This window comes from Streptomyces sp. MI02-7b (genome assembly GCF_033793585.1).
Taxonomy (GTDB): domain Bacteria; phylum Actinomycetota; class Actinomycetes; order Streptomycetales; family Streptomycetaceae; genus Actinacidiphila.
Window position 1 is genome coordinate 160,949 of the sequence record NZ_JARAWX010000015.1, and the last position, 24,606, is coordinate 185,554.

Sequence of the window (24,606 nt, forward strand, 5' to 3'; positions counted from 1 at the left end):
CGCCCCCCGGTGGCACGAGGTGTTGCCCCGCGGGTGTCGCCGGCCCGACCACGCCGCTGCTCACGACCGGCCCCCGGTCGGCGGAAGAGCCAAGAGGCGACGGCGCGCAAGCGGGGGAACGCGGTGACCGGAATGCAGGCACACGGCGGGCCCTCATCGCGACGGCGAACGGCCCCGGGTGAACGTCATGAACAGAAACAGGCGCGTGTGCGAGGGTTTCCCTCGGGTGCGCTCAGGCCGAACGGCGACAGCGGGCGCTGGAGACACGCCCGAGATCTACGTGGCGTCGCCGCGTGAGCTCCTGTCGCTTCATGTCATCGATACAACCAGCGTGCGGTCCGGGCGGTCAAGAATGCCCAGCAGTGATTCCACATGCTGAGAGTCGGTATTCACGAGGTCGTGACAGGGTTTCCCTTGAACTCGACGCGGCGCGGTCGGCAGTCTCCAGTGATGCGCATCGAACAGCTGGAGTACATCGCCGCCGTGACACGACTGGGGTCGCTGCGGCGCGCCGCCGAGGAACTGCACCTGTCCCAGCCCGCGCTGAGCGAGACCGTACGCAATCTGGAACGCGAGCTCGGCGTGGACCTGCTGGAGCGCCGGCGGACCGGGGCGAGGATCAGTGACGAGGGCGCGGAGCTGCTGCCGCACATCATGAGCGTGCTGGACGCGGTCGACCGGCTCCGCGACGCGGCGGGCGACCAGCACCGCATCAGCCGCATGGTCCGGCTCGGCACGGTCAACACCGCCACTGTTCCGCTGCTCATCCCGACCGTGCGCGAGTTCCGTGCCTCGCACCCGGTCACCCAGGTCGAGGTGGTCGGCGCGCAGCAGGCGGACATCCACCGCGGACTGCTGGAGGGCGCGTTCGACCTGGGGATGGTGAACCACCTCCAGGGCGACGACATGCCGCCCGGTTTCGAGAGCACCGAACTCCTGCGGGGCCGGCCCGTGGTGTGCGTGCGCCCCGACAGCCCTCTGGCGGCCCTGGAGGCGGTGGACGCGGACAGCCTGCTGGCCGGGCCGCTGGTCGTGATGCGGTCCGGCTACGTCATGCACCGCTTCGTGCACCGTCTGCTGGGCGGCCGGACACCGGCCTTCTCGTACTCCACCGACGGGGCGGAGATGGGCAAGCTGATGGTCGCCGAGGGTCTGGGTGCCACGGTGCTCCCGGACTTCAGTGTCGTCGGCGACCCGCTGGAGCGGCGCGGCGCGATCACCGTACGGCCGCTCGCCGGGGACACGACCGAGGTGCTGCTGGTCCTGCTGCGCCGCCACTCCGGTGCCGTACCGCGGGCCGTGCGCGATCTCCACGAGCTGTTCGTGCGCAACGCCGCCGCGTACGAGGCCGCTTCCTGAGCCGCCGCGGTCTCCGCCCTGGGCGTACGGACGGCCCGCACGGGTATCCGCGCCGAAGTGCCGCAACAAAGGGCGTCTACACTCTCCCCGCAACGGCCCGCGCGACCGTGGCCGAGAGCGGGCAGCTTCTGCCAGACCCGAAGGGTATTCGGCGTTTTGATACGGATAGACTCAGTTACCAAGCGGTACCAGGACGGCACGGTGGCAGTCGACCGGCTCTCACTCGAGATACCGGACCGCTCCATCACCGTGCTCGTGGGACCGTCGGGCTGCGGCAAGACCACCACGCTCCGGATGATCAACCGGATGGTCGAACCCAGCGAGGGAACGATTCTCCTCGACGGTGTCGACATCCGGGAGCAACCCGTCAACACCCTTCGCCGGTCGATGGGTTACGTCATCCAGAACGCCGGGCTCTTCCAGCACCGCACCATCCTGGACAACATCGCCACCGTGCCCCGGCTGCTCGGCTGGGACAAGCGGCGCGCGCGGGCACGGGCGGCGGAGCTGATGGAGCGGGTGGGGCTCGACACCTCGCTCGCCAAGCGCTACCCGTACCAGCTGTCGGGCGGCCAGCAGCAGCGCGTCGGCGTGGCGCGGGCGCTCGCCGCGGACCCGCCGGTGCTGCTCATGGACGAGCCGTTCTCCGCCGTCGACCCGGTGGTCCGCAAGGGCCTTCAGGACGAGCTGCTGCGGATCCAGGACGAATTGGGCAAGACCATCGTCTTCGTCACCCACGACATCGACGAGGCCATCAAGCTCGGCACGACGGTCGCGGTACTGCGCACCGGCGGCCGGCTCGCCCAGTTCGCGCCGCCCGCGGAACTGCTGTCCGCACCGGCGGACGAGTTCGTCGAGGACTTCCTCGGCGCCGACCGCGGCATCCGGCGGCTGTCCTTCTTCTCCTCCTCGCGGCTGGAGTTGAGGAGCGAGCCGGTCGTCGCCGTGGACGCAGGCGCCGAGCAGATCGCCGCCCGCACCACCGCGGACGTGCCCTACCTCCTCGTCACCGACCTGGACGGCCGGCCGCTGGGCTGGAGCGAGCCCGGGCTGCTGACCGCGGGCACCATCGATCCCGCTCGCCTGCTGCCCTTCGGGCGGCCGTTCGAGCACGGCCGGGAGTCGTTGCGGGCCGCACTCGACGGTGCCGTGCTGTCGCCGACCGGCTGGGCCGTCGGCGTGGACGGTACCGGCCGGGTGGTCGGCGTCGTCTCGGAGCGCGCCATCGGCGAGGCCATCCGCAGCGCGCACGCCGAACTCCACGAGGACGGCCAGGTCCGCGCCGGAGCAGAGGCCGCAGGATGAGTGGCTTCTTCGACATCCCGAGCGACCTCCAGCACAGCTGGTTCGGCCTGATCGGACTGCATCTGCGCGAGGCGCTGCTGCCGGTACTGGCGGCCCTGGTGATCAGCCTGCCCATCGCGCAGCTCTGCGTCCGGTACCGCTGGGTCTACGCCCCCACGCTGGGCGTGACGACCGTGCTGTACGCCATCCCGTCGCTGGCCTTCTTCGTGGTCCTCATCGACTACACCGGCCAGACCGAACTGACCGTGATGATCCCGCTCGCCGTCTACAGCCTGGTCGTACTGGTCCCGGCCATCGTCGACGGCGTCCGCTCGGTGCCGCAGGAGACCCTGGCCGCGGCGACCGCCATGGGCTTCGGACCCGTACGCCGTTACGTCCAGGTGCAGTTGCCCATCGCGGTACCGGCGATCATCGCGGGGCTCCGGGTCGCGACGGTTTCCAGCATCAGCCTCGTCAGCGTCGGCATGCTGATCGGCAACCAGGGCGCGCTGGGCAATCTGCTCAACGACGCCCAGATCTACCACCGGCCCGAGCTCGCGGTGAACTCCGTGGTGACGACGGCCGTGCTGGCGGTCGTGGTCGACGCGGTCCTCGTCGCCCTGCGCCTGCTGCTGACCCCCTGGATGCCGAAGGAGAGCGCGGCCCGGTGAACGTACTGCACTTCATCAACGCCTTCTTCAGCGACAGCGCCCACTGGCACGGCTACGACGGCATCCCCACCCGCGTCGTCGAGCACATCCGGTACTCCCTGGAGGCGCTCGCCCTCGCCGCCGTCATCGGGCTGCCGATCGGCATGGTCACCGGTCACTACGGACGCGGGGGCAACACGCTGGCGATGACCGCCACGGCCGCCCGGGCACTGCCCACCTTCGGTCTGCTGGTGCTGGTGGTCACCTGGCTGGGCTTCGGCCTGGGGCCCGTGATGATCCCGCTGGTCGTGCTCGCCGTGCCTCCGATCCTGGTCACCACGTACGAAGCGGTCCGCTCCGTCGATCCCTCGTCGGTCGACGCGGCCCGGGGCACGGGCATGCAGGAGTCGCGCATCCTCTTCCACGTGGAACTCCCGGCCGCGCTCCCGCTGATCCTGAGCGGACTGCGCTCGGCCGCCATCCAGATCGTCTCCACGGCCACCATCGCCGCGTACGTGGGCCTGGGCGGCCTGGGCCGGTACATCATCGACGGCCTCTACCAGCGCAACTACGAGAAGGTCGTGGGCGGCGCCACGCTGGTGGCCGTGATGGCGCTGGTGACGCTCGCGGTCTTCTGGGCTGTCGCCCGCCTCACGGTGTCCCCGGGAGTGCGCCGCGCCGCCTGACGGGCGCGGCGGTGGCCGACGGAAGGGCCCGGGGCGATGCCGGATCGCCCCGGGCCCTTCCGTCCGCTGCCGGCCCGCGGCTCAGCCGCCGGTGCGCTCCAGCGCCAGTTCCAGTACCACCAGCAGGGCGTCCCGCACCGAGCCGCGCTCGCGGGCGTCGAACACCACCACCGGCACGTGCTCGGCGACGTCCAGCGCCCAGCGGACCTCGTCCAGCGAGTGCTCGACGTGTCCGTCGAAGGCGTTGAGGGCGACGGCGAAGGGGATCCGCCGGTGCTCGAAGTAGTCGACCGCGGCGTAGCAGTCGTCCAGGCGGCGGCTGTCGACGATGACGAGACCGCCCACCGCGCCCTCCACGATGTCGTCCCACATGAAGCCGAACCGCTCCTGCCCGGGCGTGCCGAACAGGTAGAGCTTCAAGGTGGGGTCGATGGTGAGGCAGCCGAAGTCCATGGCCACCGTGGTCGTGGTCTTGCGCGGGGTCTGGCTGAGGTCGTCCACGCCGGCGGCCACCTCGGTGATGGCGGCCTCGGTGGTCAGCGGCTCGATCTCGGAGATGGAGCCGACGGCGGTGGTCTTGCCCACGCCGAAGCCACCCGCGATCACCATCTTGACCGGCAGCGGCGGCCGTACGACGGCCTGCGCGGCCGGGCCGGCGCCGAGCAGCGGTTCAGTCGGTGTCACGGAGTACCCCCCGGGAGTCGGGGACGGCCCGCAGGCCATCGATAACCCTTCGCAGGACGGACGCGTCATGGGTGGCACCGGTGTCGGGCACATGGACCGTGAGCTGTCCCGCGGCGCGCAGGTCCTCGGCGAGGACCCGCACCACGTTCAGATGCAGCCGCAGCCGGGCCGCGAGTTCCGCGATGGACTGCGGCTGCCGGCAGGCGGCAACGATGTCGTGCTGCTCGAAGGCGAGCTTGTCGAGCGTCTTGAGCCCGGCGGCGGTGGCCACCACCTGGGTCTCCACCGGCACCGGCCGGCCGGACGCGGGCGCCACCCGGCCGGCCGTGAGAAGGAACGGGCGCACGGCAGAGGCGGGGCCGACCGGCTCGGATCCCGCGGGCGTCACGCCGTCCTCGCCGGCCGGTGTGCGGCCGTCCGCCATAAGTCGTGTCTTCCTCTCCGGACCCGGGGGCGCCCGGTCAGCGGGCCGACGCGGCGCCGACGGTGTTCTTGAGTTCGAGCACCAGCTGTGGGCTGAGCGCGGTGCCGGCGCGGTTGGCGAACAGCGTCATCTCGTAGGCGATGTTGCCGAGTTTGGCCTCCTTGTCGGTGACGACGCCGAGCACGGCGCCGCTGCCGATCGCGGAGACGATGACGTGGCCGCCCTCCAGGTCGATGATGACCTTGTTCAGGCCGCCGAGGCCGTAGTTGCCCGAGGCGCCCGCGGCCAGGCTCGTGATGCCGGAGACGATGGCGGCCAGCCGCTCGGAGTGAGCGCGTTCGCGCAGCTCCGACACGGCGATGAGCAGCCCGTCGGAGGAGACCGCGATGGCGTCGACAACGCCGGCGGTCTCGGTGGCGAAACGGTTCAGCAGCCAGTTGAAGTCGGCTGCGGCGGCCTGCAGGTCGGTCGTCGGAGTGTCACCTGTCGGCGTGCTCACTGCTCGGCTCCTTCTGGGAGGTCGTTCGGGCGGTGCGAGGTCCCGGTTACCGGGTCCGCACCGGTGGCGGTGCGGAGGTCTGCTGTGGCGTGGGTTCCGGTGTCGCTGTCGCGGTGGGCACGCTCGACGGCGGCCTCGAACTCCTCCAGCGCGGACCGTACGGCATCGGCGTCCGCGGGTTGCGCGGGCGCGTCCTGAAGGCCTGCCTGCTGGGCGGCCGCGCCGGTGGTCGTCCGCAAGGTGGCACCGCGGACCCTGCGGCGCAGCGCGGGCTGCCCGGCGGAGTCGCCGGCCGGTACCTCCTTGCGGGGCCCGGGCACCAGCGGCCGCTGTCCGGCGGATCCGCCCGCCTCGCGCCGGGGCACGCGCCGCGGGAGCGGCGCCCCTTCCCCGGCGGCGGCCGGGGTGGTGGCGGAGTGGGGGCCCGTGGACGGGACGGTGTCCGCGACGGGGGCGGCGGCTTCGGGGCCCGGCGCGGCCGGCGAGGGCTCCGGGGCGCCGGTGGCCGGGCTCGTCGCCGCGCCGCCCGATCCGCCCACCGCGCTCATGCTCAGCAGCAGGGTCGCCGGGATCGCGACCTCGGCGGTCACACCGCCACCCGGCGTACGGGAGAGGGTCACCCCCACCTCCCAGCGACGCGCCAGCGAACCGACCACGAACAGGCCGAGCACCTTCGTCGGGACGAGGTCCAGGCGCTCGCGGCGGATCAGCCGGGCGTTCTCCTCCTCGAGCCGCTCGGCGCTCATGCCGAGGCCGTGGTCGGCCACCGCGATCAGGGCGTCGCCGTCGCCGGAGCGCACGGTCACCTCGACGGGGCTGCCCGCCGGGGAGAACGAGACGGCGTTCTCGACGAGTTCGGCCACCATCAGCGTGAGGTCGCCGATGATGTCCGGCTCGACCATGGCCTCGGTCTCGGCGTACAGCCGCACCCGCTGGTAGCCCTCGATCTGGCCGAGCGCGGCCCGCACCACGTTGGTGAGCGCGGTGGGACCCGAGTCCAGGACGGTCTCCCGGATGCCCGCCAGCAGCATCAGGCTGTCGGCGTTCCGGCGCAGGCGCACGGCGATGTGGTCGATGGAGTACAGCCGCTCCAGGAGCGCCGGGTCGGTCTCGCCGCGTTCGACCGAGTCGATCAGCGCGAGCTGACGGGTCGTCAGGTTGCTGACCCGGCGCCCCACGTTGCCGAACATCTCGGCGACGTTGCGGCGGCTGAGCACCTGGCGCTCCAGCAGCGCGGTCGCGGTCGTCTGCACCTGGTTGAACGCCTGGGCGAGCTCGCCGATCTCGTCCTGGGCCGTGACGGGCACCTCGCGCACCCGCGGCGGTCCGGAGTCCTCCGTGTCGTCGTCGGCCACCCGGGCGAGCTCACGGCTGGTGGCGGCCGAGACCTCCTGTGCGGCCGCGGTGAGCGCCTGCACCGGGCGGACCACCGACCGCCGGACCACGACCGAGAGCGCCAGCCACACCAGGAAGCCGAACAGCGCGACGGCCAGCAGCAGCGCGGCCCGCCACCACGCGTCGCCCGAGGCGTCGTCGGCGCGGTCGGCGATCTGGTCGATGAGCGAGGAGGTGATCCGCAGCCGGTTCGCCGCCTGCGCGGGGTAGGCCGGGTAGTCCGTCAGCGCGTCCCTGAACGCCCGGTGGACCTCGGCCGGGGTGTCCGCCTGCAGGGAGCTGGGGTCGATCTGGAGCTCGGCGTAGGCCTGCGCGATCCGGCCCTGGGGGTCGCTGTGCTCGATACCGGACAGCTCGTCGGCCTGCTCCACGGTGGCGAACCGGGCGAAGCGGTCGGCCTGGTAGGTGTACAGCTGGTACGAACCGACCGCGGCGTTGAACTCGATGAGGGCGTTGGCGTCACCGGTCGTCGCCGAGAACACGCTCGTCTCGAAGGAGCTGTGCGCGGCGTCGGCCCGCAGCAGGGAGTCGAGCAGATTGCCCGTGAAGGTGGCAGCGAGCGCCGCGTTGCGGTCCAGGCCGAGGCCGTCGATCAGACCCTTGGCCACGCCGGTGTAGGCGGGGTCGATGTTGTCGGCGGGCAGATAGCTCTGCTCCACCGTCTCGCGCAGGCTGGTCAGGCCCTCGATCTCGCGCAGGGACTGCGCCTCGGTGTCCGGCAGCCGGTCGCCGAAGGCCCGGCGCACCGTCGCCACCTGGGTGTCCACCGAACGCTGCGCCTTGCGGTACGCCTCGATCGAGGGCCGTGCGCCGCGGCCGGCGGCCTCGTACCGCACCGACAGCAGAATGGCCTGCTGGTGCTCGGCCTCCACCCGGTCGGCCAGGGCCGCCACTTGGGCGCTGTCGCGGACCAGCTGGGCCGCGGACGCCGCGTCCCGCGCCCGTCCCACCTGGTCGGCGATGAGGTAGCTGAGCAGCACGGCCACCACGGCCAGCGGGACACCGACCAGGAGGTTGAGCTTGCGCCGGAAGGGCCAGCGGTCGGCGAACCCCAAGGGCCCGTCGCCCCGCGGCGGGGCAGCCGGGCGGGTGGGTACGTCCACCTGCACCGTGGACACCTGGCCTCCTTCATGGGGGTGGTCGATGATGCGCGACGACATCGAAGCGGCGCCCGCACACAGCTGTGGCCGATGCAACAGCGGTGAATGTATCGCGCCTTCGAAGCCGCGTTCGCCACGCCCCATGTCAAGAGTTCGTTACAAGGCGACCGTCCACTCTCCACATTTGCGTACCAAGGAGGCCAATCGGCGATCCGAATGCTCTTGACTGACTGGGAACCGGCTGGATTGGATCAGGATCGTACGTGTGCCCGCACGCCGCACGCCCTGCCACGACCCAGCCTCCACCAACCTCAGAGTCCGGAACGGGAATTGTGACTTCTAACGCGAAGAGCACCAGGTCAAGCACGAGAAACCGCGGCGTGGCCGCCGTCGCACTCGCCGCCACCGCCGCGGCCCTCGTCGCCGGGTGTTCGTCGTCCTCCGACGACAAGTCCGACAACCCGCTCTCGGAAGGCAAGGCCAGCGGCAACAACGTCGTCGTCGGCTCCAACAACTTCGCCGAGAGCATCCTGCTGGCCGACATCTATGGCGAGGCCCTGAAGGCCAAGGGCATCAACGTCACCTACAAGCCCAACATCGGCAGCCGTGAGACCACCTACGGCCTGCTGAAGAACGGCTCCATCACCGTCCTGCCGGAGTACAACGGCGCGCTGCTGGCCTACCTCGACAAGGACGCCACGCCCAAGACGGTCGAGGAGACCACGGCCGCCATCGGCGCCAAGCTGGACCCCAAGCTGACGCTGCTGGACCCGGCTCCGGCGCAGGACAAGGACTCGGTCACGGTGAACGCGGCGACGGCCGCGAAGTACAAGCTCACCGCGGCGTCCTCGATCGCGGACCTGAAGGACATCGCCAAGGACCTGGCCATCGGGGCCTCCCCCGAGTTCCAGACCCGGCAGCAGGGCCTGGTGGGCCTGAAGGACGTGTACGGACTGGACTTCAAGTCCTTCAAGGCGCTGGACGCGGGCGGCCCGCTGACCGCGGCGGCGCTGACGAAGAACACCGTGCAGGTGGCGGACATCTTCACCACGGACCCGACCATCGCCAAGGAGAAGTTCGTGGTCCTGCAGGACCCGAAGAACCTCTTCGGGTTCGAGAACGTGCAGCCGCTCGTCTACAAGTCCGGGCTGGACCAGAAGGGCATCGACGCGCTGAACGCGGTCTCCGCCAAGCTCGACACAAAGGCCCTGCTCGACCTGGACACCCAGGTGCAGTCGCAGAGCAAGGACCCGCTGGACGTGGCCCAGGCCTGGCTGAAGTCCGTCGGCCTCGGCTGACCCACCGCACATGGACACGACCCTGAACGGCTCGACGCGGGTGCCACCGGATCCCGAGGGCGCCGGCGTCGAGCTGGACGGGCGTGGCCTCACCGTTCCGGACGTGGTGCGGCTGGCCGACGCGGCCGCCGCGCCGGCCGTGCCGCCCGAGGCTCTCGACCGGGCCCGGCACTCCTGGCAGGCTGCCGCCCGGCTCGCCGGCGCGGGACGCCTGTACGGCCGCGGGACGGGCGTGGGCGCGCACCGCTCGGTGCCGGTCGCCGCGCAGGACGAGGCCGAGCACGGTCTGCGCCTCCTGCGCAGCCACGCCGGCGGCGCCGGCACGCTGCTGCCGGCCCGCCAGGTCAGGGCGATGCTCGCGGTGCGCGCCAACCAGCTCCTCGCGGGCGGATCCGGTATCCAGCCCGCCTTCGTCACCGCCCTCACCGACGCCCTGCGCCTCGGCGTCCATCCGGCGGTCAGCGAGTACGGCGGTCTCGGCACCGGCGACCTCACCGCCCTCGCCCAGACGGGCCTCACCCTGATCGGCGAACGCCCCTGGCTGACCGACCGCCCGGAGCGGTCCGGGCCACCGGTCGGTCACGACGGTGGTCCCCCGCCGACGGAGGCCGGCTTCCTGCCGCCCGGGTTCCCCGTGCAGCGGCGCGGCGCAGTGCCGGGGACGGAGCCGGGACCGACGGCGGACGCCGCTCCCGCCGGTCCGTCGTCCCCGCTGCCCGCACCCGTGGTGCCGCAACCCGGCGACGCGCTCGCGCTGCTCAGCAGCAACGCGCTCACCCTGGGCCTGGCCGCCCTCGCCTGCCACCACCTCGAGGTGCTGCTGCGGGCCACGCACGCGGTCGCCGCCCTGTCGCTCGCGGGTGTCTCCGGCTCACTGGAGGCGTACGCCCCCGAGGTGCACGCCCTGCGCCCCTATCCGGGAGTCGCCCATGCCGCCGCGGAGGTGCGCAGGCTGCTCGGCGTGCCCGGCCGGCCGTACGGAGCGGGCCGCAGGATCCAGGACCCGTTCGGTTTCCGTTCCTTCCCGCAGGCACACGGCCCCGCCCTGGACGCCGCGGGTGCCCTGCGCCGGATCGTGGAAGTCGAGATCAACTGCCCGTCGGAGAACCCTCTGATCTCCGCCGACGGCACGGCGGCCCATCATCACGGGGCCTTCTACGCCGCCCCGCTCGGTCTCGCCCTGGACGGGCTGAACCTCGCCGTCCTGCAGACGGCCCAGCTGTCCGCCGCCCGGCTGACCGCCCTCGGCCGCAGCGACCTGACCGGTCTGCCCGGGTTCCTGGCCACGGGCCCGGCGAGCAGTTCGGGCGCGATGATCCTGGAGTACACCGCCAACTCGGCCCTGGCGGAACTGCGCTCCTGCGCCACGCCCGCGTCGGCCGGCCACGCGGTGCTCTCCCACGGCCTGGAGGAGGCAGCCAGCTTCGCCTCCCAGGCGGCCCGCCAGTCGCTGCGCGCCGTCGACGCGTACACCACCGTGCTGGCCTGCGAACTCGTGACCGCGGTGCGGGCGTTGCGGCTGCACCCGTCACCGCCGCCCGTGCCGGTGTTCACCGTCCCCGCCGCTGTCCTTCCGGCCGGCACCGAGGACCGTCCGCTGACGGCGGACGTGGCGGCCGCCGCGGAGCTGCTGCCGGTGCTGGCGGATCTCTGAGGGCGGCCCCGACGGTCATCGGGCACCGGTGAGGCCGGACCGCCCGGCGGCCACGACGGCGGTGATCTCCGCCGCCTGGCGGCGGGCCTGCGCGTGCGCCTCCTCCAGGGAGGCACGGTGCTGCGGGAGCAGGTGCCGAAGCGACTCCACGGTGGAGGCATAGGTGAGTTCGGGCGTGATCGGGCGGACGTCCAGGGACATCAGGTTCGGGTCGCCGAGCATCGTCCGCAACGCGGGGACCAGGAAGTCCTTGCCGTGCTGGGGTGCGCCGGGGCCGTAGCCGCCTCCCCGGGCGGAGACGACGACGGCAGGGCGCCCGGCGCTCGGGGCGCGGCCGGCCGTGCCGATGGTCCTGCCCACGATCATGATCTGGTCCAGCCAGGCCTTGAAGACCGACGGCATGGAGTAGTTGTAGAGCGGCACGGCGAAGAGGTACGCCTGCGCTCCGAGAAATTCCTCGACCAGCTCGTCCTGGAGCAGTGCGGCGGCCTTCTGCTCAGGGCTGTGCTCGTGGGCGGGGGTGGTACGGGCCGTGATGCCGGCCGCGTCCAGGTGGCCGACGGGATCGAGCGCGAGGTCGCGGCGGACGATGTCGCCGCCCCAGGCGGCGGTGAAGGAGTCGGCGACCCGGCGGGACACGGAGGCGTCGCCGGAGGCGGAGGCGTCGATGCGCAGCAGGTAGGACATGGTGGTGGCTCTTTCGTGCGGGTGGGTGTCCGGTGGGTGACCCGCTCGCCGGACGCCGGCGAGCGGGCACGGGTGGTTCGTGGCGTCAGGGCGCGGGATGCGGGGGCACGGCGCAGCCGTCCGGGCCGCAGGCCGCGTCGGTCGCGTCGTTCTCATCGGTCGTGCCGAGGATCTGCAGCGGCCGCGGCACAAGGTGGGCTGCCTCCCACGCCTGGGCCATCGCCGACAGCAGCGCGTCGGTGCCGACGGCGCCGGGGACGGCGTAGCGTCCGTCGATGACCATGAAGGGCGTCCCGTGGGCTCCCAGGCGCTCGGCTTCGCGCTGGTCGGCGGCGACCCGGCCCCGGTAGCGCCGTTGGTTCAGCGCCTGCGCCGCCTCCTCGCGGTCCAGGCCGGCCCCGGCGGCGAAGTCGAGCACCTGCTCCTTGGTCCACAGCTCGCGCCGTGCCCCGAAGTGGGCACGGAACATCGCGGTCCACACCTCGCCGCCGCGGCCCTTGTCGGTGGCGAGGGCGAGGAGCTCGTGGGCGTAGTCGGTCGGACCCAGCGTCCGGTCCACCGCGTGGTAGGGATCCAGCCCCTCCGCGTGGGCCGCGCCCTCGATCGACGCGAACATCCGCTCTCCGTCCTGCGCGGGGATGTCGTGCATCCGGAGCAGCTGCCGCTGGGCGACGCCCTGCCGGGGCAGGTCGGGGTGGACCTGGAACGAGCGGTGGACGACCTGGACCTCGTCGGCGTGCTCGAAACGCCCCAGCGCCAGTCGCAGCCGGTTGTCCATCAGGCCGCAGTACGGGCAGATGATGTCCGACCAGAACTCGATCTTCATGGTGGGCTCCTCCCGAAACTCACTATCTGTTCGTAGCCCCACTGTGGATTAGGATGACAAGCGATACAAAAGGCACATCCATGTGCGTGGAACACGAGGGAGGCGGCTGACGTGAGCGCCGGCGGCGAGCTCCGGCAGGGGCGCACGAATGTACGGGCGAACGTGCGGCGCGTACCGGGTCCCTGCGCGCGCTGGGACGACAAGGACGCCGATTTCATCCGCGAGGTGCTCGACCTGGTCGGCGACAAGTGGAGTGTGCTGATCATCGGGACCCTCTCCGACGGATCCGTGCGCTACTCCGACCTCGCGCACGCCATCCCCGGCATCTCCCAGCGGATGCTCACCCTCACGCTCAAGCAGCTCCAGCGCAGCGGACTCGTCGACCGCACGGCGTACGCCGAAGTCCCGCCCCGCGTCGAGTACTCCCTGACCGGGCTCGGCACGTCACTGCTGTCCACCGTGCTGGAACTGGCGGCCTGGTCGGCCGACAGGCACGCGGAGATCCGCCACCACCAGGGCGACTACGACGCGCGGAACGCGCAGCCACCGGACGTCGACGCGGCCGGCTGACGCCTCACCAGGCCGGTCGATCGAGGTTTGAGATGCCCGTCGGCCGTCATGGACGCCCCCTTGAGGCACATGCGTTGACTCACGACGCAATATCACACAACCCTCACGCTTCCCCGCCAACCTGACCGGGCATATCTACAGATATTCGTCAGCGTCGGCACCTTCGGCTGGTTCCGTCGCCCGGGCTCACCGGCACCGGGCGGCAGTCACTGGGAGGGGTGGGCATGTGGGCATCGTTCGCGTGATCTTGGCCGTCTCGGTACTCCTCCTCGCGGGCACGGCGTGGCGGCTGCACCGCTATCCCGGGGGCTGGAGCTACGCGTTCTCCGGCAGGCACGACACGGACCGGCACGGCCTGGACCGCGAGCGGCGGGCCGTTCGGGAGTTGCGGGGCAGGGCCCGGCGGGAACTGGCCGTCGCGGAGGGCCGGGTGGCACAGGCCGAGCAGTCCTACCGGAGCCGGATCAGCGCCGCCGAACGTCGGCTGAGGGGACTGCGCACGTCGGGCAACGGCGCCTTGCTCTCGGCGCTGGGCCACCTGTCCCTGCACGAGCACGTGGTGGTGATATCCGGGCCGGGGGCGAAGGTGCTGCCGCTGGGCGGTGTGCAGGTGCAGTTCGAGCACAGCCCGATGGGCCACCACATCTACCTCAGGCGTCCGGACGGCGTGCACTGGGAGTCCTACGCGACCGGCGAGCACAGCGAGGACAGCGTGCGCCGCTTCAGCGTGCGCATCGAGAACCAGGTCGCCAAGGAGAACCGGTTCCTCGCGGAACGCGCCGCCTCGGTCAAGAAGGCCGAGGACGCACTCAAGGAGGCCCGGGCCGACACCCGGCCCGCCGACCGGGCCCGGCGTCATCTCAGCGCGGTGACCGCCCGCCAGAGCCGCGACAGGGCTTTGGACGAAGCGCTCACCAGGCTCGAGACTGCCCAGGACCGGTGGCAGCGACTCACCGGCCGGCGCCCTCCACGCTAGGCCCCGTCGTCACATGGGCGCCGGCCGCCCGGAGGCGGCCACGCGGTTCCTCCAGTGCCCCCAGGTGCGGGGGATCGCCAGGCGGAGAGTCGTCCTCGGAGTGGACCGCTCGGCCGGTTCGGCAACTCCCCCGGGCCGAAGGCCGGAGAGCGCCGTGCCGGTGGCCGCGGGGTGGGGGCACCTCCCAGCAGTAGCCGGGTGGGAATGCGACGACAGGCTTGGATGTGTTGATCACGAGCGTTGTCGACACCGGGGCGGGCGGATACCCGCCCCGCCGCGACGGATCCGCGCAGGCCGCCTTGCAGCCGTCATCCTCGCCCGGGTCCTGCTGCCGGCATGCCATGCGACGCCGGCTCCTGAGCGGTCCTGCGGACGTGGAGCACACTGCCGTCCAGGGGCAGCCGGCTGCCGCCTGCGGTGCTCGTCGAGGTGGGCGGCGAGCACGTCGCGGTGGTCGCCGGGCACGTACAGCTCCACGCGCCGGTACTCGGCCTTGGACTCGGCGGGCGCGGTGAAGGAGAACACCGTGCCGTTCGTGCGGGTTGCAGCCGCCGCCGTCGGGGACGGCGCCGTACTGTCCGAAGGCGGCGCACAGGCCGCGCAGCACCAACGGGTCCGGTGCCTCGGCCTCGGAGGCGGCATGCGCCTCGTGCTGCCGCTCCCGCTCGTGCGCGGCTGACCGTGCCGAGGTCGGAGCCCGGCGGCACGGTCAGCGCGAACACCTCGACCACGCGCCGCGCCCCGTCCCGGCACGCGACCGCGGGGCCCAGGACGGCGACGTCGAGCTCCGCCGACGACCGGTGGTGCCGCACGGCCAGACGTTCGCGCACCACGACGCTCGGCCGCGGCGGCTCGTCCGCGACGAGCCCGCAGTCGGCGAGCGTGGCCTCCAGCGCCGCCTCACCGGGCGGGAAGACCAGCAACGCCGCGTGCGAGAAGTCGCAGCGCTCCACCAGGGCCCGCAACTCGGGGCCGTCGAGCCCGGGAAGCAGGAGCGGGAGCAGCGTGGCGGTGTCCTGTTCCTTGACGAAGTCGACCGTCGCGCGCAGGCGGCTGTGGATCTGCCCGCGCCGGCGCAGCCCCTCGGCGAGACCGTGCTGCCGCAGGATCCGCACGGTGGTGACGGCCAGGAACCGGCGCGTGCGCGCGCCTGCACGTGCGTGCGCTCGGCCCGCTCCAGAACGACGCAGTCGATCCCCCGGTCCACGAGGATGTTGCCGAGCACGAGCCCGGCCGGCCCGGCCCCGAGGACGACCACATCGGCCGTGAGGTCCACCGGCCGCCGCCGGCTCTTACCGTCTTCACGGAGACAGATACCAAGTAATCGAAAATCTGCAGGTGCGCCGAAATCACCTGAATGCGCGGCCCAACGGCAAAATGATCACCGCTGCGGCCACCGCACCCGGGCACGCCCCGCCCGGCTCAGGAGGCGCCGGGGTCCAGCCGGGCACGCAGGGCCGCGGCGATCTCACCCGCGACGGTCAACTGCTCCACCGTGAGGGCGTCGACGAACAGTTCCCGGACGGCCCTGAGGTGCGGCAGCGTGGCCCGCCGGAATCCCTGGGCGCCCTCGTCGGTGAGCAGCACCTCCGCACCCCGGTTGTCGGTGACGCACTCCACGCGCCGGACCAGCCCGCGGCGTTCCATCCGTCCGAGGTGGTGCGACAGCCGGCTGCGTTCCCAGCCGACGGCCGCCGCGAGCTCCGAGGAGCGCAGGCGGTGCCCCTCCGCCTCCTGCAGCGCCAGGAGCACCGAGTAGTCCCCGGGGGACAGTCCGGAATCGCCCTGGAGACGTGATGCCAGCTCCGAGCGGAGCCGCTCGGTCGTCTCCACGAAGTCGCGCCAGATCCGCAGTTCCTCAGTGGTGGGCAAACGCCCGTGCCGCCGTTCCATGACCGACCCCTCTGTTTGACATGTCAATCATATCGATGCATGCTTGACACGTCAATCACTTGGCCGCCGAGCGCGCGATCGTTGCGGGGGCGGGGAGGAGAGGACCATGACGGCCCCTGCGTTCGAACTGGGTCTGAACTCGTTCGGGGAGGTAGCCACGGACGGCGGTCGCGTGCTCAGCGACGCCGAGACCGTCCGGCTGCTCGTCGAGGAGGCCACCCTGGCCGAGGCGGCGGGACTCGACGTCTTCAGCGTCGGCGAGCACTACCGCCCAGGACATGTCGACACCGCCACCCCCGTGCTGCTGTCCGCGATGGCCACCGCCACCGAGCGCATCAGGCTCGGCACCTCGGTGACCGTGCTCAGCACCAACGACCCGGTGCGGCTCTACCACGCGTTCTCCACCCTGGACGCCGTCTCGGACGGCAGGGCCCAACTGGTCCTCGGGCGGGCCTCGGTCACCGAGTCCTTCGCCCTGTTCGGCCACGACGTCGCCGACTACGACAGGCTCTTCGACGAGAACCTGGACCTGTTCATGCGCCTGCAGCGGGAGGAGAGCGTGACCTGGTCCGGCACCGTCCGGTCACCGCTGGCCGACCAGCGCCTGCTGCCCCGGATGCGCGGCGGCGGCATCCCCACCTGGATCGGCGTGGGCGGCAGCCCCAACTCCACGATCCGCGCCGCCCGGTACGGCCTGCCGCTGATGCTGGCCATCATCGGGGGCCGCCCGCAGCGCTTCGCCGGCCACGTGGACCTCTACCAGCGGGCACTGACGCAGTTCGGGCACCCCGCCCTGCCCATCGGCCAGCACTCGCTGGGCCTGGTCGCGGACACCGACGAGGAGGCGGCCGACACCTGGTGGCGGTACTGGGAGCCGGTCGTGACCGCACTGGCGGAGGAACGCGGGTTCTACAAGCCCACGCGGGAGCGCTACGAGGCGGAGATCCGCGACGGCGCGCTGTACGTCGGCTCACCCGGGACCGTGGCCCGAAAGATCGCCCGGACGGCCCGTGACCTCCACCTGAGCCGCTTCGACCTGAAGTACGACATCCTCCACCTGCCCCGCCGGGCCCGCGCCCGCACGATCGAGCTCCTGGGCCGCGAAGTGGCCCCCCTGGTACGCGAACTGCTCACGAAGGAATCCGCTGATGTCTGACATCGTGTTCGGCCTCGACACGTTCGGCGACGTACCGGTGGACGACACCGGTGCCCCCGTCTCCCACGCCGCCTCCATCCGGCAGGTCCTCGACGAGGCGGTCGCGGCGGACCAGCTCGGCGTCGACGCCATCGCGCTCGGCGAGCACCACCGCCCCGAGTACTCGGTGTCGACCCCGGAGACGGTGCTCGCCGGCATCGCCACGCGCACCGAGCGGATCAAGCTCGCCTCCGGCGTGACCGTCCTCAGCTCCGACGACCCCGTCCGGGTCTTCCAGCGCTTCGCGACGGTGGACGCGCTCTCCGGCGGCCGGGCCGAGGTGATCCTCGGCCGCGGGTCCTTCACCGAGTCCTTCCCGCTGTTCGGATACGACCTCAGCGACTACGACGTGCTGTTCGAGGAGAAGATCGAGCTCTTCGCGAAGCTCCTGGACGAGAAGCCGGTGACCTGGAGCGGAACGACGCGGGCACCGCTGAAGGACGCGGACGTCTTCCCCAAGACCGAGTCGGGCCGACTGAGCACCTGGGTCGGCGTCGGCGGCTCGCCCCAGTCGGTCGTCCGCACCGCGCGCTACGGCTTCCCGCTGATGCTCGCCATCATCGGCGGCTCCCCCACACGCTTCGCGCCCTACATCGACCTGTACCGGCGCGCGGCGGAGCAGTTCGGCACGACCGCCCACCCGGTGGGGATGCATTCCCCCGGCTTCGTCGCGGACACCGACGAGGAGGCACGGGAGGGGTTCTGGCCCGGCTACAAGGTGATGCGCGACCGCATCGGCAAGCTGCGCGGCTGGCCCCCGGTCCGCCGCGAGGAGTTCGACGCCGAGGTCGAGCACGGGTCCATGTATGTCGGGTCGCCCGAGACCGTGGCCCGTAAGATCGCCGGGGCCGTCGGCGACCTCGGGGTCGGCCGGTTCGACCTCATCTACACCGTGGGCCCGCAGCCGGCCGGAGCCCGCATGCGTGCCGTGGAGCTCTACGGCACGAAGGTGATCCCCATGGTCCGCGACATCCTCGCGGGCTGAGGCCCGCACGCACCGCAGAGAACGGAGACGTCATGAACGCCGAGAGCGTGCGCACGATCGGCATCCTGGGCGCGGGGAAGGTCGGGACCGTGCTGGGCCGGCTGGCCCTGGCCGCCGGTCACCGGGTGCTGATCGCGGGCTCGGGCGACCCGTCGGCCATCGCGCTGACGGTGGAGGTCCTCACCCCGGGCGCCGTCGCGGTCACCGCCGCCGAGGCCGCGGCCCGCTCCGATGTCACGATCCTCGCGCTGCCGCTGGGCAAGTACCGCAGCATTCCGGTCGAGGCGCTGCGGGGCAAGCTCGTGATCGACGCGATGAACTACTGGTGGGAGGTCGACGGCATCCGCGACGACCTGACGGACCCCCGCACCTCGTCGAGCGAGACCGTCCAGGCGTTCCTGCCCGGGTCGCGCGTGGTGAAGGCCTTCAACCACATGGGGTACCACGACCTGGAGGACGGGGCCCGCGCCACCGGTGCACCCGGGCGCAAGGCCATCGCCATCGCGGGCGACAGTCCCGGCGACCTGGCCGAGGTCGCCGGCCTCGTCGACGCGCTCGGCTTCGACCCCGTCGTCGCCGGCCCGCTCGCCCGGGGCGTCCGCCTCGAACCGGGCACCGAGCCGTTCGGCGCCAACGTCGACAGCGACGAACTCACGGCCATGCTCGTCCGCTTCCCGGAGACCGAGCGCGGCCGCGCCGTCGCCCGGGCCAGGACCGCCGCTTCCACCGCGGACCCGGTCGGGTAGCGCCCGCCGGTCAGTGCAGGTCGGGGCAGATGAACTTCTGCGCCGCGCGGACGATCCGCCGTGCCTCCGTCGTGGCCACCTCGTGGCCCGAGTTGCTGAAACGATCGGCGGTCCGGGCGATCACGGTGTCGTGGGCGACGTCCGCCGCGAGGAGGACGCAGATGTCCCGGCCCGCCCAGACGGCCGGGTCCATGCCTCCCGCGTCCAGCGCGGGATCGATGTCGCCGATGGCCCGGAGGTAGGCATCGCGATGCGCGGGGCCGAGGTACGACGGGACGTCACCGTCGGCCACCGCCTCCGCGAGGACGTCCTCGGACACCGTGGTCCCGGACGTTGTCGGCTCGGTACGCGTGGTGCTCGCGGCGCACGCGCAGACGGTGATCAACAGGGTGACCGCGGCGGCCTGGCGGAGGATTCTCATCGCCCTACACTCACCGATCGCCGCCCTCGATGTCGGCCCACCCGGCCACGTCGCCGGGCCGCTCAACCGAATGGAGGACACGGGCCGGCGGCGTGATCACGCCGTGCGGAGCGCTCCCCTCGGCCCTTTCCTCACGCGGGGACCACCAGATCGAACCCGGCCTTCCCCTGGGCCACACCGTTGATCTGCAGTTCCAGCACATGACTTCCGGGGTGGAGGACACGGGTGCTGATCCGTTTGAAGGAGTGCCGACGGCTGATGGACAGCCGCTCCCCCGCCTCCAGGGTCCTGGTCGTCAGCTTGAACACCTTGGGCGCGGTACGCCCGTTGGCCTTCTGGTAGTGGATGACGTAGTCGATCGCCAACTTGGCCGGGGCCCCGCCCGTGTTCTCCAGGTGGAAGGTGAAGGTCAGCTCCTCACCGACCGTCACCCGCCCCGCGGCCAGTTCGGGGCCGGTGAGGGCGACATCGGTGGCGGGTTCGAATCCCAGCAGGGCCAGGGCGCCCGGGTGGCCCTTCTTGACCGCGGTGCGCAGGGCGTGCCGGATCAAGCGGGGGGTGTGCTCGTCGGGGGCGGCCGCCCAGCGCGTGACCACGTCGACGGCGAGGTCGGGGTCGGCGTGGCTGATGTCGTTGACGTGGTTGGCGACCGAGCGCCGGACGTATGCGGAGGGGTCGCGGTAGAGGGCGTCCAGGATGCGCAGGGTCGCCTGGGGCCGGCCGAGGATCTCCGGGACGCGGATCGCCCAGGGCAGCCTGGGACGGGTCCCTTCCGTGGCAAGACGCCGGACGTGCTCGTCCGGGTGGCGCACCCATGGCTCCACGACCGCGAGAGCGCGGTCGAGGTCCGCGACGAGCACCCGCCGGATCGCGAATTCGGCCGTCAACCGGGGAGTGAGGTCGGCGAGCAGTGCCAGGGCGGACTCGAAGGCGTCTGGCTCCACTGCCTCCAGGGCGCGGGAGACAACGGCTTCCGTGACGGGCCAGATCATCCATCCGGTGAATTCCGGGTCCCGGAGCGCGGCGCGGACGACCGCCTCCACGGGAGGGTAACCACCGGGCAGATCCACCAGCAGGGCGTCGCGCAGCAGGTCGCTGCGTTCGCGCAGGGCCAGTCCGTCGAGTCGTGCCGCGGCGGCGCGCACCGCGTCCGCGCCCCGCGGCCCGTTGGCCCTTTCCAGGCAGGCGCCGAGTCCCGCCGCGGCGGTATGGCCCAGCAGTTCTTCCGCGAGGGGCACCGAGGCGGTCCTTTCGGTTTCTCCCGCCCGGATGCGCGGGCGGGGCGTAGGCGTCACGCGGCCGGAGGCACGGCCGCACGACTTCGATAATAGCAGTCACTCGCCGCGGGCCCTCTTCCCGCCGCACTCAGGCGCCGCCCAGCAGCGCCCCCAGGGCCTCGGCCGTTTCGGGATGCCGTGTGACCAGCACCGCGCCCGGCGAGCCGGGATCCGCCGTCAGCCACGTCCCGTCGCAGCCGAGGAGGTCCGCCACCGCGTCGCACGTGGCGGGGTGGGCGGCGAGCAGCGAGCCGGCCCGGGTGCCGCTCGCGGGCAGCGCCCCGTGCACGGCCTCCGGCTCGGGCTGCGCGCGCCACGGCGGCACCCACGCGTCCAGCGCTTCCAGCCGGCCCGGGAAGGTCCGTCCGGCCTCGCGGATCAGCAGCGGGGCCGCCTCGGCGCCGCTCGCTCGCAGGTGGGCGATCAGGACGGGCAGCCACGGCAGCAGCACCGGGTCCGGAAGGCGTCCGAACGCGTTGGACACCGCCTCCACGACGAAGCCGGCGAGGCTGGGAACGGGCTCCAGACTGTGGAGGAAGCCGCCGAGGTAGCGCGGGTAGGCGGGCACCACCAAGGGGTTGCCCAGCAGTTCGTCGCACCGGGCCCGAAGGTCCGCGCGGGAGAGGTCTCCCAGCTGTACCTGGGCCGCCCACAGCAGGGCCGTCTTCGACGGATCCCGCGGATGCGACTGGGCGACCGCCAGCTCGAGTTGCGTCCGGTCGCAGCCGAGCGACAGCGCCAGGCTCTCCATGCCGAACAGGAAACCGAGCATCGCCGCCACCTGGCCGACCGTGGCGTCCTCGTCGGTGAACGCCGTCGGCAGCAGGGTGCAGTAGTGGGCGTATCCGGTCTTGGTGAAGGACTCGATCCACGGTGGCAGCACCGGCTCGCTGGTGCGGTAGTACGAGAGCAGCCGTCGTACCCGGCGCAGCACTTCGGGCGCGCCGTCGACACCGCGTTCGGACGACAGCACGTCCAGCGCGTGGTTGCCCAGTTCGTCGGCGATGCGGCGGCTGCGCAGGTACAGCGTCGCGTCCTCGACGGCTTCCAGGACGGTCGCCGCGGTGGCCTGCGGGCCGTACGCGGTGCGGCGCAGGCGCTGCTCCAGGACCTGCTCGATACTGACGCCCTCGTAGCCGAGCTCGATGAGCGCACGCTGGTGGGTGCCCAGGGCCAGGTCCCAGGACTCCTGGATCGGCCGCTCGCCGAGCGTGCGCTCGCCCATGATCGGCCGCGCGGTGCCCGGCGGCAGGAGGTGGCGCAGCATCCACAGCACGTCGGAGCACTGCGCCAGTTCCGGCCGCCCGGCGATGTCGAGCAGTGCCCGCTGCACACCGCGCTGCTGGAGCCTCAGGTTCAGGGGCGCGAGCCGGTCGTGCACGTCCCGGGCCAAAGGCGGCAGCGCGTCGTAGCCGACCTGGCCGATCCGGTCGCCGCCCATCATGATCTCCACGAGCCGGCGCACGTCGCGCCGGCCGGGCACGGAGTCCTTCTCGATGCAGGTGACCGCCGCGTCCTGGAAGTCGTACGGCGTGGGCCTGGCACGGTCGCGCATCCCGGCCAGCAGGATCGACGTCTCGAACACGGCGATCGCGTCGGCGGTGGACGCCAGGTAGCCGTTCCGTCGGGCCGCGCGCACGATCTCCACCGACCAGCCGAGCAGTTCGGCCTCGTCCAGCCGGTCCAGGACCGGCGGGCGCTGGAGGAAGCCGGTCAGCTGGTCGGCGGCCGGTGCCTGCGGTACGGGGGGTGGGGTCTTGGCGGTCGCGGACTTCTTCGCGCCCTCCTGTCCCGTCAGACGGTACGGCGTGACGCGCGTCCGCTTGAGGTTCTTCGTCCACTGCGTCGCGGCGATCGACACCGAGCCCGCCGCGAGGCCGAACTGCGTCTCGATCGCCGCGTGGCTGGACGGGATCAGGCCGTGCAGCCACTTGGTGGCGCTGCGCGGGCCGATCTCGAAGGTGTCGGCGCCGTCCACACCGAACTCCTCGACCCGGCTCGCCGCGTGGAAGGCTCCGCAGACATAGAGGCAGTCCGCCGGGTCGGTGCCGGTCGCGGCCAGGTGCTCGCGCATCCTGGTCCACATGTGGCGCTCCCGGTCCTCGTCCACGCGTACCCGCCGGGGGTCGCCGGGGGCCAGCCGCCGGAAGAGGCTTCCTATCAGGAGCATGACCTGCCGATAGGTGTCGTGGTCACTGTCGCCGAGCGGCAGCTCCACGTACTGGTGCCACCACTCCGACCAGTGCCGCACCCGGCCGCGGCGCAACAGGTGCTCCTCCAGTTCGGCGAAGCGCGGCCGCAGGTCGCCGATCTCCACACCGACCGCGTCGCCGTGCAGCGCGGCCTCCTCCTCGGCGGGCGGCGCGTCCGGGTCACCGGGCGCGTCGGACTGCTCCGCCGGTGCGTCCCACTGGAAGACGTGGTCGGAGGAGCGGTCGACGAGCACCAGCTCCACGCCCGGGGTGTCCAGGGCGTAGGCGATGGCCTGGTACTCGGCCGACGCCTCGGTGATCGGCGCGACCACCGACAGCGGAGCCCAGTCGGCCGGGAAGCCGTCGACCTCGGTGGCGAACGCCTGGACCGCCACCGGGAGCCTGCAGTTGCGCAGTTCGGTCAGCAGCGGCGCCATGTCCTCGCACAGCTCCAGGTACACGACCTTCGGCTGCTTCTCCCGCAGGCGGCGCGCCATCGCGATCGCCGAGGCGGGCGAGTGATGGCAGACGGGGAAGATCTCCAGCGGCTCGCGCACCGCGCGGTCGACGTCGTCGACGATGCCCAGGAGGATGCCCTCCAGGGTGTCGGGCCCGTCGGCGAAGGTCGCGGCGGCCTCCTGCAACTGGCTGCGCAGCGCTTCGAAGGTGCCCTCGTGCGTGCCGGTCATGACAGGGTGGCGATCGCGTCGCGGCCGCCCTCCAGGAACTCCGGCCAGGAACCGCCCGCTTCCCTGCTGCGCGGCTCGACGACACCGTGCAGGTACTTGTTGAGGATGGCCAGGTCCTCGGGTGCGCGCCGGGCGAGCGACCCGACGAGCGAGGAGGCGAGGGTGCGGGCGGTCAAGGCGCGCTCGCCGAAGAAGTTGCTGTGCAGGATCGAGTCCTCGAGCACGCCGATCTGCTCCGCGGTGGACAGCGCGGACTCCAGCTTCTCGTCGTCGCTGCCGGCCGCGGCCGCCGAGGCGCGCAGGTCGGCGAAGCTCTGCAGCAGCACGTCGAGCAGCGTAGGCGGCACGTCCAGCTCGATCCGGTGGCGGCGCAGCAGTTCCTCGGTGCGGAAGCGGACGATCTCCGCCTCGCTCTTCTTGTTCGTCACCACGGGGATGCGGACGAAGTTGAAACGACGCTTGAGCGCGGAGGACAGGTCGTTGACGCCCCGGTCACGGCTGTTGGCGGTGGCGATGACGGAGAATCCGGGCTTGGCGAAGACGATGTTGTCGCTGTCCAGTTCGGGGACCGAGATGTACTTCTCGGAGAGAATCGAGATCAGCGCGTCCTGGACGTCGCTGGTGGAGCGGGTGAGTTCCTCGAACCGGCCGATCGCGCCGGTCTCCATCGCCGTCATGATCGGGGAGGGGATCATCGACTCCCGCGACTGGCCCTTGGCGATGACCATGGACACGTTCCACGAGTACTTGATGTGGTCCTCGGTGGTTCCGGCGGTCCCCTGGACGACCAGGGTGGAGTTCCGGCAGATCGCGGCGGACAGCAGCTCGGCCAGCCAGCTCTTGCCGGTGCCGGGGTCGCCGATGAGCAGCAGGCCGCGGTCGGAGGCGAGCGTGACGATGGAGCGCTCGACGAAGCTGCGGTCACCGAACCACTTCTGCGCGATCTCGCGGTCCAGGCCGTCGGAACGCTCCGAGCCCAGGATGAACAGACGGACCATCTTGGGCGACAGGCGCCACGAGAACGGCTTGGGGCCGTCGTCGACGGACTCCAGCCAGTCCAGTTCCTCGGCGTACTTGGTCTCGGCGGGGGCGCGCAACAGGTCGGACATGAGGAGA

At 71.9% G+C, this 24,606-nt stretch carries 23 protein-coding genes and 1 pseudogene; 11 read left to right on the forward strand and 13 right to left on the reverse strand.

The features are described 5' to 3' along the window. Nucleotides 1-450: 450 nt before the first annotated feature. The 4 genes from PV364_RS24610 (at nucleotide 451) to PV364_RS24625 (ending at nucleotide 3,979) form a co-directional block, all read left to right on the forward strand. A complete protein-coding gene (locus PV364_RS24610; RefSeq protein WP_319662424.1) occupies nucleotides 451-1,359 on the forward strand; it encodes a LysR family transcriptional regulator in 909 nt (302 codons plus the stop codon). Nucleotides 1,360-1,515: 156 nt separating this feature from the next. Next, complete coding sequence (locus PV364_RS24615) at nucleotides 1,516-2,664, forward strand: ABC transporter ATP-binding protein (RefSeq protein ID WP_319662425.1); 1,149 nt, start codon at nucleotides 1,516-1,518, stop codon at nucleotides 2,662-2,664. Further along, nucleotides 2,661-3,314: an ABC transporter permease gene (locus PV364_RS24620; RefSeq protein ID WP_319662426.1), complete on the forward strand. Its 654-nt coding sequence runs from the start codon at nucleotides 2,661-2,663 to the stop codon at nucleotides 3,312-3,314. Before PV364_RS24615 ends, PV364_RS24620 begins: the two co-directional genes overlap by 4 nt. Then, nucleotides 3,311-3,979: an ABC transporter permease gene (locus PV364_RS24625; RefSeq protein WP_319662427.1), complete on the forward strand. Its 669-nt coding sequence runs from the start codon at nucleotides 3,311-3,313 to the stop codon at nucleotides 3,977-3,979. The genes PV364_RS24620 and PV364_RS24625 overlap by 4 nt, the downstream gene beginning before the upstream one ends. Nucleotides 3,980-4,060: 81 nt before the next feature. Here PV364_RS24625 and PV364_RS24630 read toward each other — a convergent pair whose 3' ends face one another. Genes PV364_RS24630 through PV364_RS24645 form a run of 4 tightly spaced genes read right to left on the reverse strand, consistent with a single transcriptional unit; the run spans nucleotide 4,061 to nucleotide 8,099 of the window. Next, entirely contained in the window at nucleotides 4,061-4,663 is a 603-nt protein-coding gene (locus PV364_RS24630) for a GTP-binding protein (RefSeq protein ID WP_319662428.1), read from the reverse strand. Beyond that, nucleotides 4,650-5,087: a DUF742 domain-containing protein gene (locus tag PV364_RS24635; protein WP_319662429.1), complete on the reverse strand. Its 438-nt coding sequence runs from the start codon at nucleotides 5,085-5,087 to the stop codon at nucleotides 4,650-4,652. The genes PV364_RS24630 and PV364_RS24635 overlap by 14 nt, the downstream gene beginning before the upstream one ends. Nucleotides 5,088-5,124: 37 nt before the next feature. Then, nucleotides 5,125-5,586: a roadblock/LC7 domain-containing protein gene (locus PV364_RS24640; protein ID WP_319662430.1), complete on the reverse strand. Its 462-nt coding sequence runs from the start codon at nucleotides 5,584-5,586 to the stop codon at nucleotides 5,125-5,127. Then, nucleotides 5,583-8,099: an ATP-binding protein gene (locus PV364_RS24645; RefSeq protein WP_319662431.1), complete on the reverse strand. Its 2,517-nt coding sequence runs from the start codon at nucleotides 8,097-8,099 to the stop codon at nucleotides 5,583-5,585. Before PV364_RS24645 ends, PV364_RS24640 begins: the two co-directional genes overlap by 4 nt. Before the next feature lie 314 nt (nucleotides 8,100-8,413). Between PV364_RS24645 and PV364_RS24650 the strand changes: the two genes are divergently transcribed. After that, nucleotides 8,414-9,379 carry an ABC transporter substrate-binding protein gene (locus PV364_RS24650; protein WP_319662433.1) on the forward strand — a complete coding sequence of 322 codons (966 nt, stop codon included), beginning with the start codon at nucleotides 8,414-8,416 and terminating at the stop codon, nucleotides 9,377-9,379. Between the two features lie 10 nt (nucleotides 9,380-9,389). Next, on the forward strand, nucleotides 9,390-11,033 hold the full coding sequence (locus PV364_RS24655; protein WP_319662435.1) for an aromatic amino acid ammonia-lyase: 1,644 nt from the start codon (nucleotides 9,390-9,392) through the stop codon (nucleotides 11,031-11,033). Nucleotides 11,034-11,048: 15 nt separating this feature from the next. Here the strand turns inward: PV364_RS24655 and PV364_RS24660 are convergent, their stop codons facing one another. Both PV364_RS24660 and PV364_RS24665 read right to left on the reverse strand, forming a co-directional pair. Next, the gene (locus PV364_RS24660; RefSeq protein WP_319662436.1) at nucleotides 11,049-11,720 is read right to left on the reverse strand and encodes an FMN-dependent NADH-azoreductase; all 672 of its coding nucleotides are present in this window, start codon (nucleotides 11,718-11,720) and stop codon (nucleotides 11,049-11,051) included. Nucleotides 11,721-11,805: 85 nt separating this feature from the next. Further along, nucleotides 11,806-12,546, reverse strand: coding sequence for a DsbA family protein (locus PV364_RS24665; RefSeq protein WP_319662437.1), 741 nt, complete (start codon nucleotides 12,544-12,546; stop codon nucleotides 11,806-11,808). A 111-nt stretch (nucleotides 12,547-12,657) separates the two neighbouring features. Here PV364_RS24665 and PV364_RS24670 point away from each other — a divergent pair, with 111 nt between their 5' ends. Both PV364_RS24670 and PV364_RS24675 read left to right on the forward strand, forming a co-directional pair. After that, nucleotides 12,658-13,116, forward strand: coding sequence for a helix-turn-helix domain-containing protein (locus PV364_RS24670; protein ID WP_319662438.1), 459 nt, complete (start codon nucleotides 12,658-12,660; stop codon nucleotides 13,114-13,116). A 241-nt stretch (nucleotides 13,117-13,357) separates the two neighbouring features. Then, nucleotides 13,358-14,092, forward strand: a complete 735-nt coding sequence (locus tag PV364_RS24675) for a hypothetical protein (RefSeq protein WP_319662439.1) — start codon at nucleotides 13,358-13,360, stop codon at nucleotides 14,090-14,092. 308 nt (nucleotides 14,093-14,400) lie between these two features. Here the strand turns inward: PV364_RS24675 and PV364_RS24680 are convergent, their stop codons facing one another. The 3 genes and pseudogenes from PV364_RS24680 to PV364_RS24690 form a co-directional block, all read right to left on the reverse strand. Further along, on the reverse strand, nucleotides 14,401-15,207 hold the full coding sequence (locus PV364_RS24680; protein ID WP_319662498.1) for a hypothetical protein: 807 nt from the start codon (nucleotides 15,205-15,207) through the stop codon (nucleotides 14,401-14,403). Between the two features lie 83 nt (nucleotides 15,208-15,290). After that, nucleotides 15,291-15,368 (reverse strand): annotated as a pseudogene (locus PV364_RS24685) (hypothetical protein); the annotation flags it as partial. Between the two features lie 146 nt (nucleotides 15,369-15,514). Further along, complete coding sequence (locus PV364_RS24690) at nucleotides 15,515-15,985, reverse strand: MarR family winged helix-turn-helix transcriptional regulator (RefSeq protein ID WP_319662440.1); 471 nt, start codon at nucleotides 15,983-15,985, stop codon at nucleotides 15,515-15,517. Nucleotides 15,986-16,091: 106 nt separating this feature from the next. On the opposite strand from PV364_RS24690, the gene PV364_RS24695 reads away from it, so the two are divergent. From PV364_RS24695 to PV364_RS24705, 3 genes are read left to right on the forward strand one after another with little or no spacing between them, the layout of a single operon-like run. Continuing rightward, nucleotides 16,092-17,141 (forward strand): LLM class flavin-dependent oxidoreductase, encoded by a 1,050-nt coding sequence (locus PV364_RS24695; protein ID WP_319662441.1) that lies wholly within the window; start codon nucleotides 16,092-16,094, stop codon nucleotides 17,139-17,141. Next, complete coding sequence (locus PV364_RS24700; RefSeq protein WP_319662442.1) at nucleotides 17,134-18,165, forward strand: LLM class flavin-dependent oxidoreductase; 1,032 nt, start codon at nucleotides 17,134-17,136, stop codon at nucleotides 18,163-18,165. The genes PV364_RS24695 and PV364_RS24700 overlap by 8 nt, the downstream gene beginning before the upstream one ends. 32 nt (nucleotides 18,166-18,197) lie before the next feature. After that, complete coding sequence (locus PV364_RS24705) at nucleotides 18,198-18,911, forward strand: NADPH-dependent F420 reductase (RefSeq protein WP_319662443.1); 714 nt, start codon at nucleotides 18,198-18,200, stop codon at nucleotides 18,909-18,911. Nucleotides 18,912-18,921: 10 nt separating this feature from the next. Here the strand turns inward: PV364_RS24705 and PV364_RS24710 are convergent, their stop codons facing one another. The 4 genes from PV364_RS24710 to PV364_RS24725 all read right to left on the reverse strand — a co-directional run bounded on the left by PV364_RS24710 (nucleotide 18,922) and on the right by PV364_RS24725 (nucleotide 24,599). Further along, entirely contained in the window at nucleotides 18,922-19,332 is a 411-nt protein-coding gene (locus PV364_RS24710) for a DUF732 domain-containing protein (RefSeq protein WP_319662444.1), read from the reverse strand. Nucleotides 19,333-19,463: 131 nt separating this feature from the next. Continuing rightward, on the reverse strand, nucleotides 19,464-20,570 hold the full coding sequence (locus PV364_RS24715; protein WP_319662445.1) for a DNA alkylation repair protein: 1,107 nt from the start codon (nucleotides 20,568-20,570) through the stop codon (nucleotides 19,464-19,466). Nucleotides 20,571-20,697: 127 nt separating this feature from the next. After that, complete coding sequence (locus PV364_RS24720; RefSeq protein WP_319662446.1) at nucleotides 20,698-23,490, reverse strand: DUF5682 family protein; 2,793 nt, start codon at nucleotides 23,488-23,490, stop codon at nucleotides 20,698-20,700. Further along, nucleotides 23,487-24,599 (reverse strand): AAA family ATPase, encoded by a 1,113-nt coding sequence (locus PV364_RS24725; RefSeq protein ID WP_319662448.1) that lies wholly within the window; start codon nucleotides 24,597-24,599, stop codon nucleotides 23,487-23,489. The genes PV364_RS24720 and PV364_RS24725 overlap by 4 nt, the downstream gene beginning before the upstream one ends. Nucleotides 24,600-24,606: the final 7 nt, after the last annotated feature.

Coding starts and splice junctions, on each gene's coding strand:
- PV364_RS24610 (WP_319662424.1), top strand. CDS start 451: ATGCGCATCGAACAGCTGGAGTACATCGCCGCCGTGACACGACTGGGG.
- PV364_RS24620 (WP_319662426.1), top strand. CDS start 2,661: ATGAGTGGCTTCTTCGACATCCCGAGCGACCTCCAGCACAGCTGGTTC.
- PV364_RS24635 (WP_319662429.1), bottom strand. CDS start 5,087: ATGGCGGACGGCCGCACACCGGCCGGCGAGGACGGCGTGACGCCCGCG.
- PV364_RS24655 (WP_319662435.1), top strand. CDS start 9,390: ATGGACACGACCCTGAACGGCTCGACGCGGGTGCCACCGGATCCCGAG.
- PV364_RS24660 (WP_319662436.1), bottom strand. CDS start 11,720: ATGTCCTACCTGCTGCGCATCGACGCCTCCGCCTCCGGCGACGCCTCC.
- PV364_RS24665 (WP_319662437.1), bottom strand. CDS start 12,546: ATGAAGATCGAGTTCTGGTCGGACATCATCTGCCCGTACTGCGGCCTG.
- PV364_RS24690 (WP_319662440.1), bottom strand. CDS start 15,985: ATGGAACGGCGGCACGGGCGTTTGCCCACCACTGAGGAACTGCGGATC.
- PV364_RS24695 (WP_319662441.1), top strand. CDS start 16,092: ATGACGGCCCCTGCGTTCGAACTGGGTCTGAACTCGTTCGGGGAGGTA.
- PV364_RS24700 (WP_319662442.1), top strand. CDS start 17,134: ATGTCTGACATCGTGTTCGGCCTCGACACGTTCGGCGACGTACCGGTG.
- PV364_RS24705 (WP_319662443.1), top strand. CDS start 18,198: ATGAACGCCGAGAGCGTGCGCACGATCGGCATCCTGGGCGCGGGGAAG.
- PV364_RS24710 (WP_319662444.1), bottom strand. CDS start 19,332: ATGAGAATCCTCCGCCAGGCCGCCGCGGTCACCCTGTTGATCACCGTC.
- PV364_RS24720 (WP_319662446.1), bottom strand. CDS start 23,490: ATGACCGGCACGCACGAGGGCACCTTCGAAGCGCTGCGCAGCCAGTTG.
- PV364_RS24725 (WP_319662448.1), bottom strand. CDS start 24,599: ATGTCCGACCTGTTGCGCGCCCCCGCCGAGACCAAGTACGCCGAGGAA.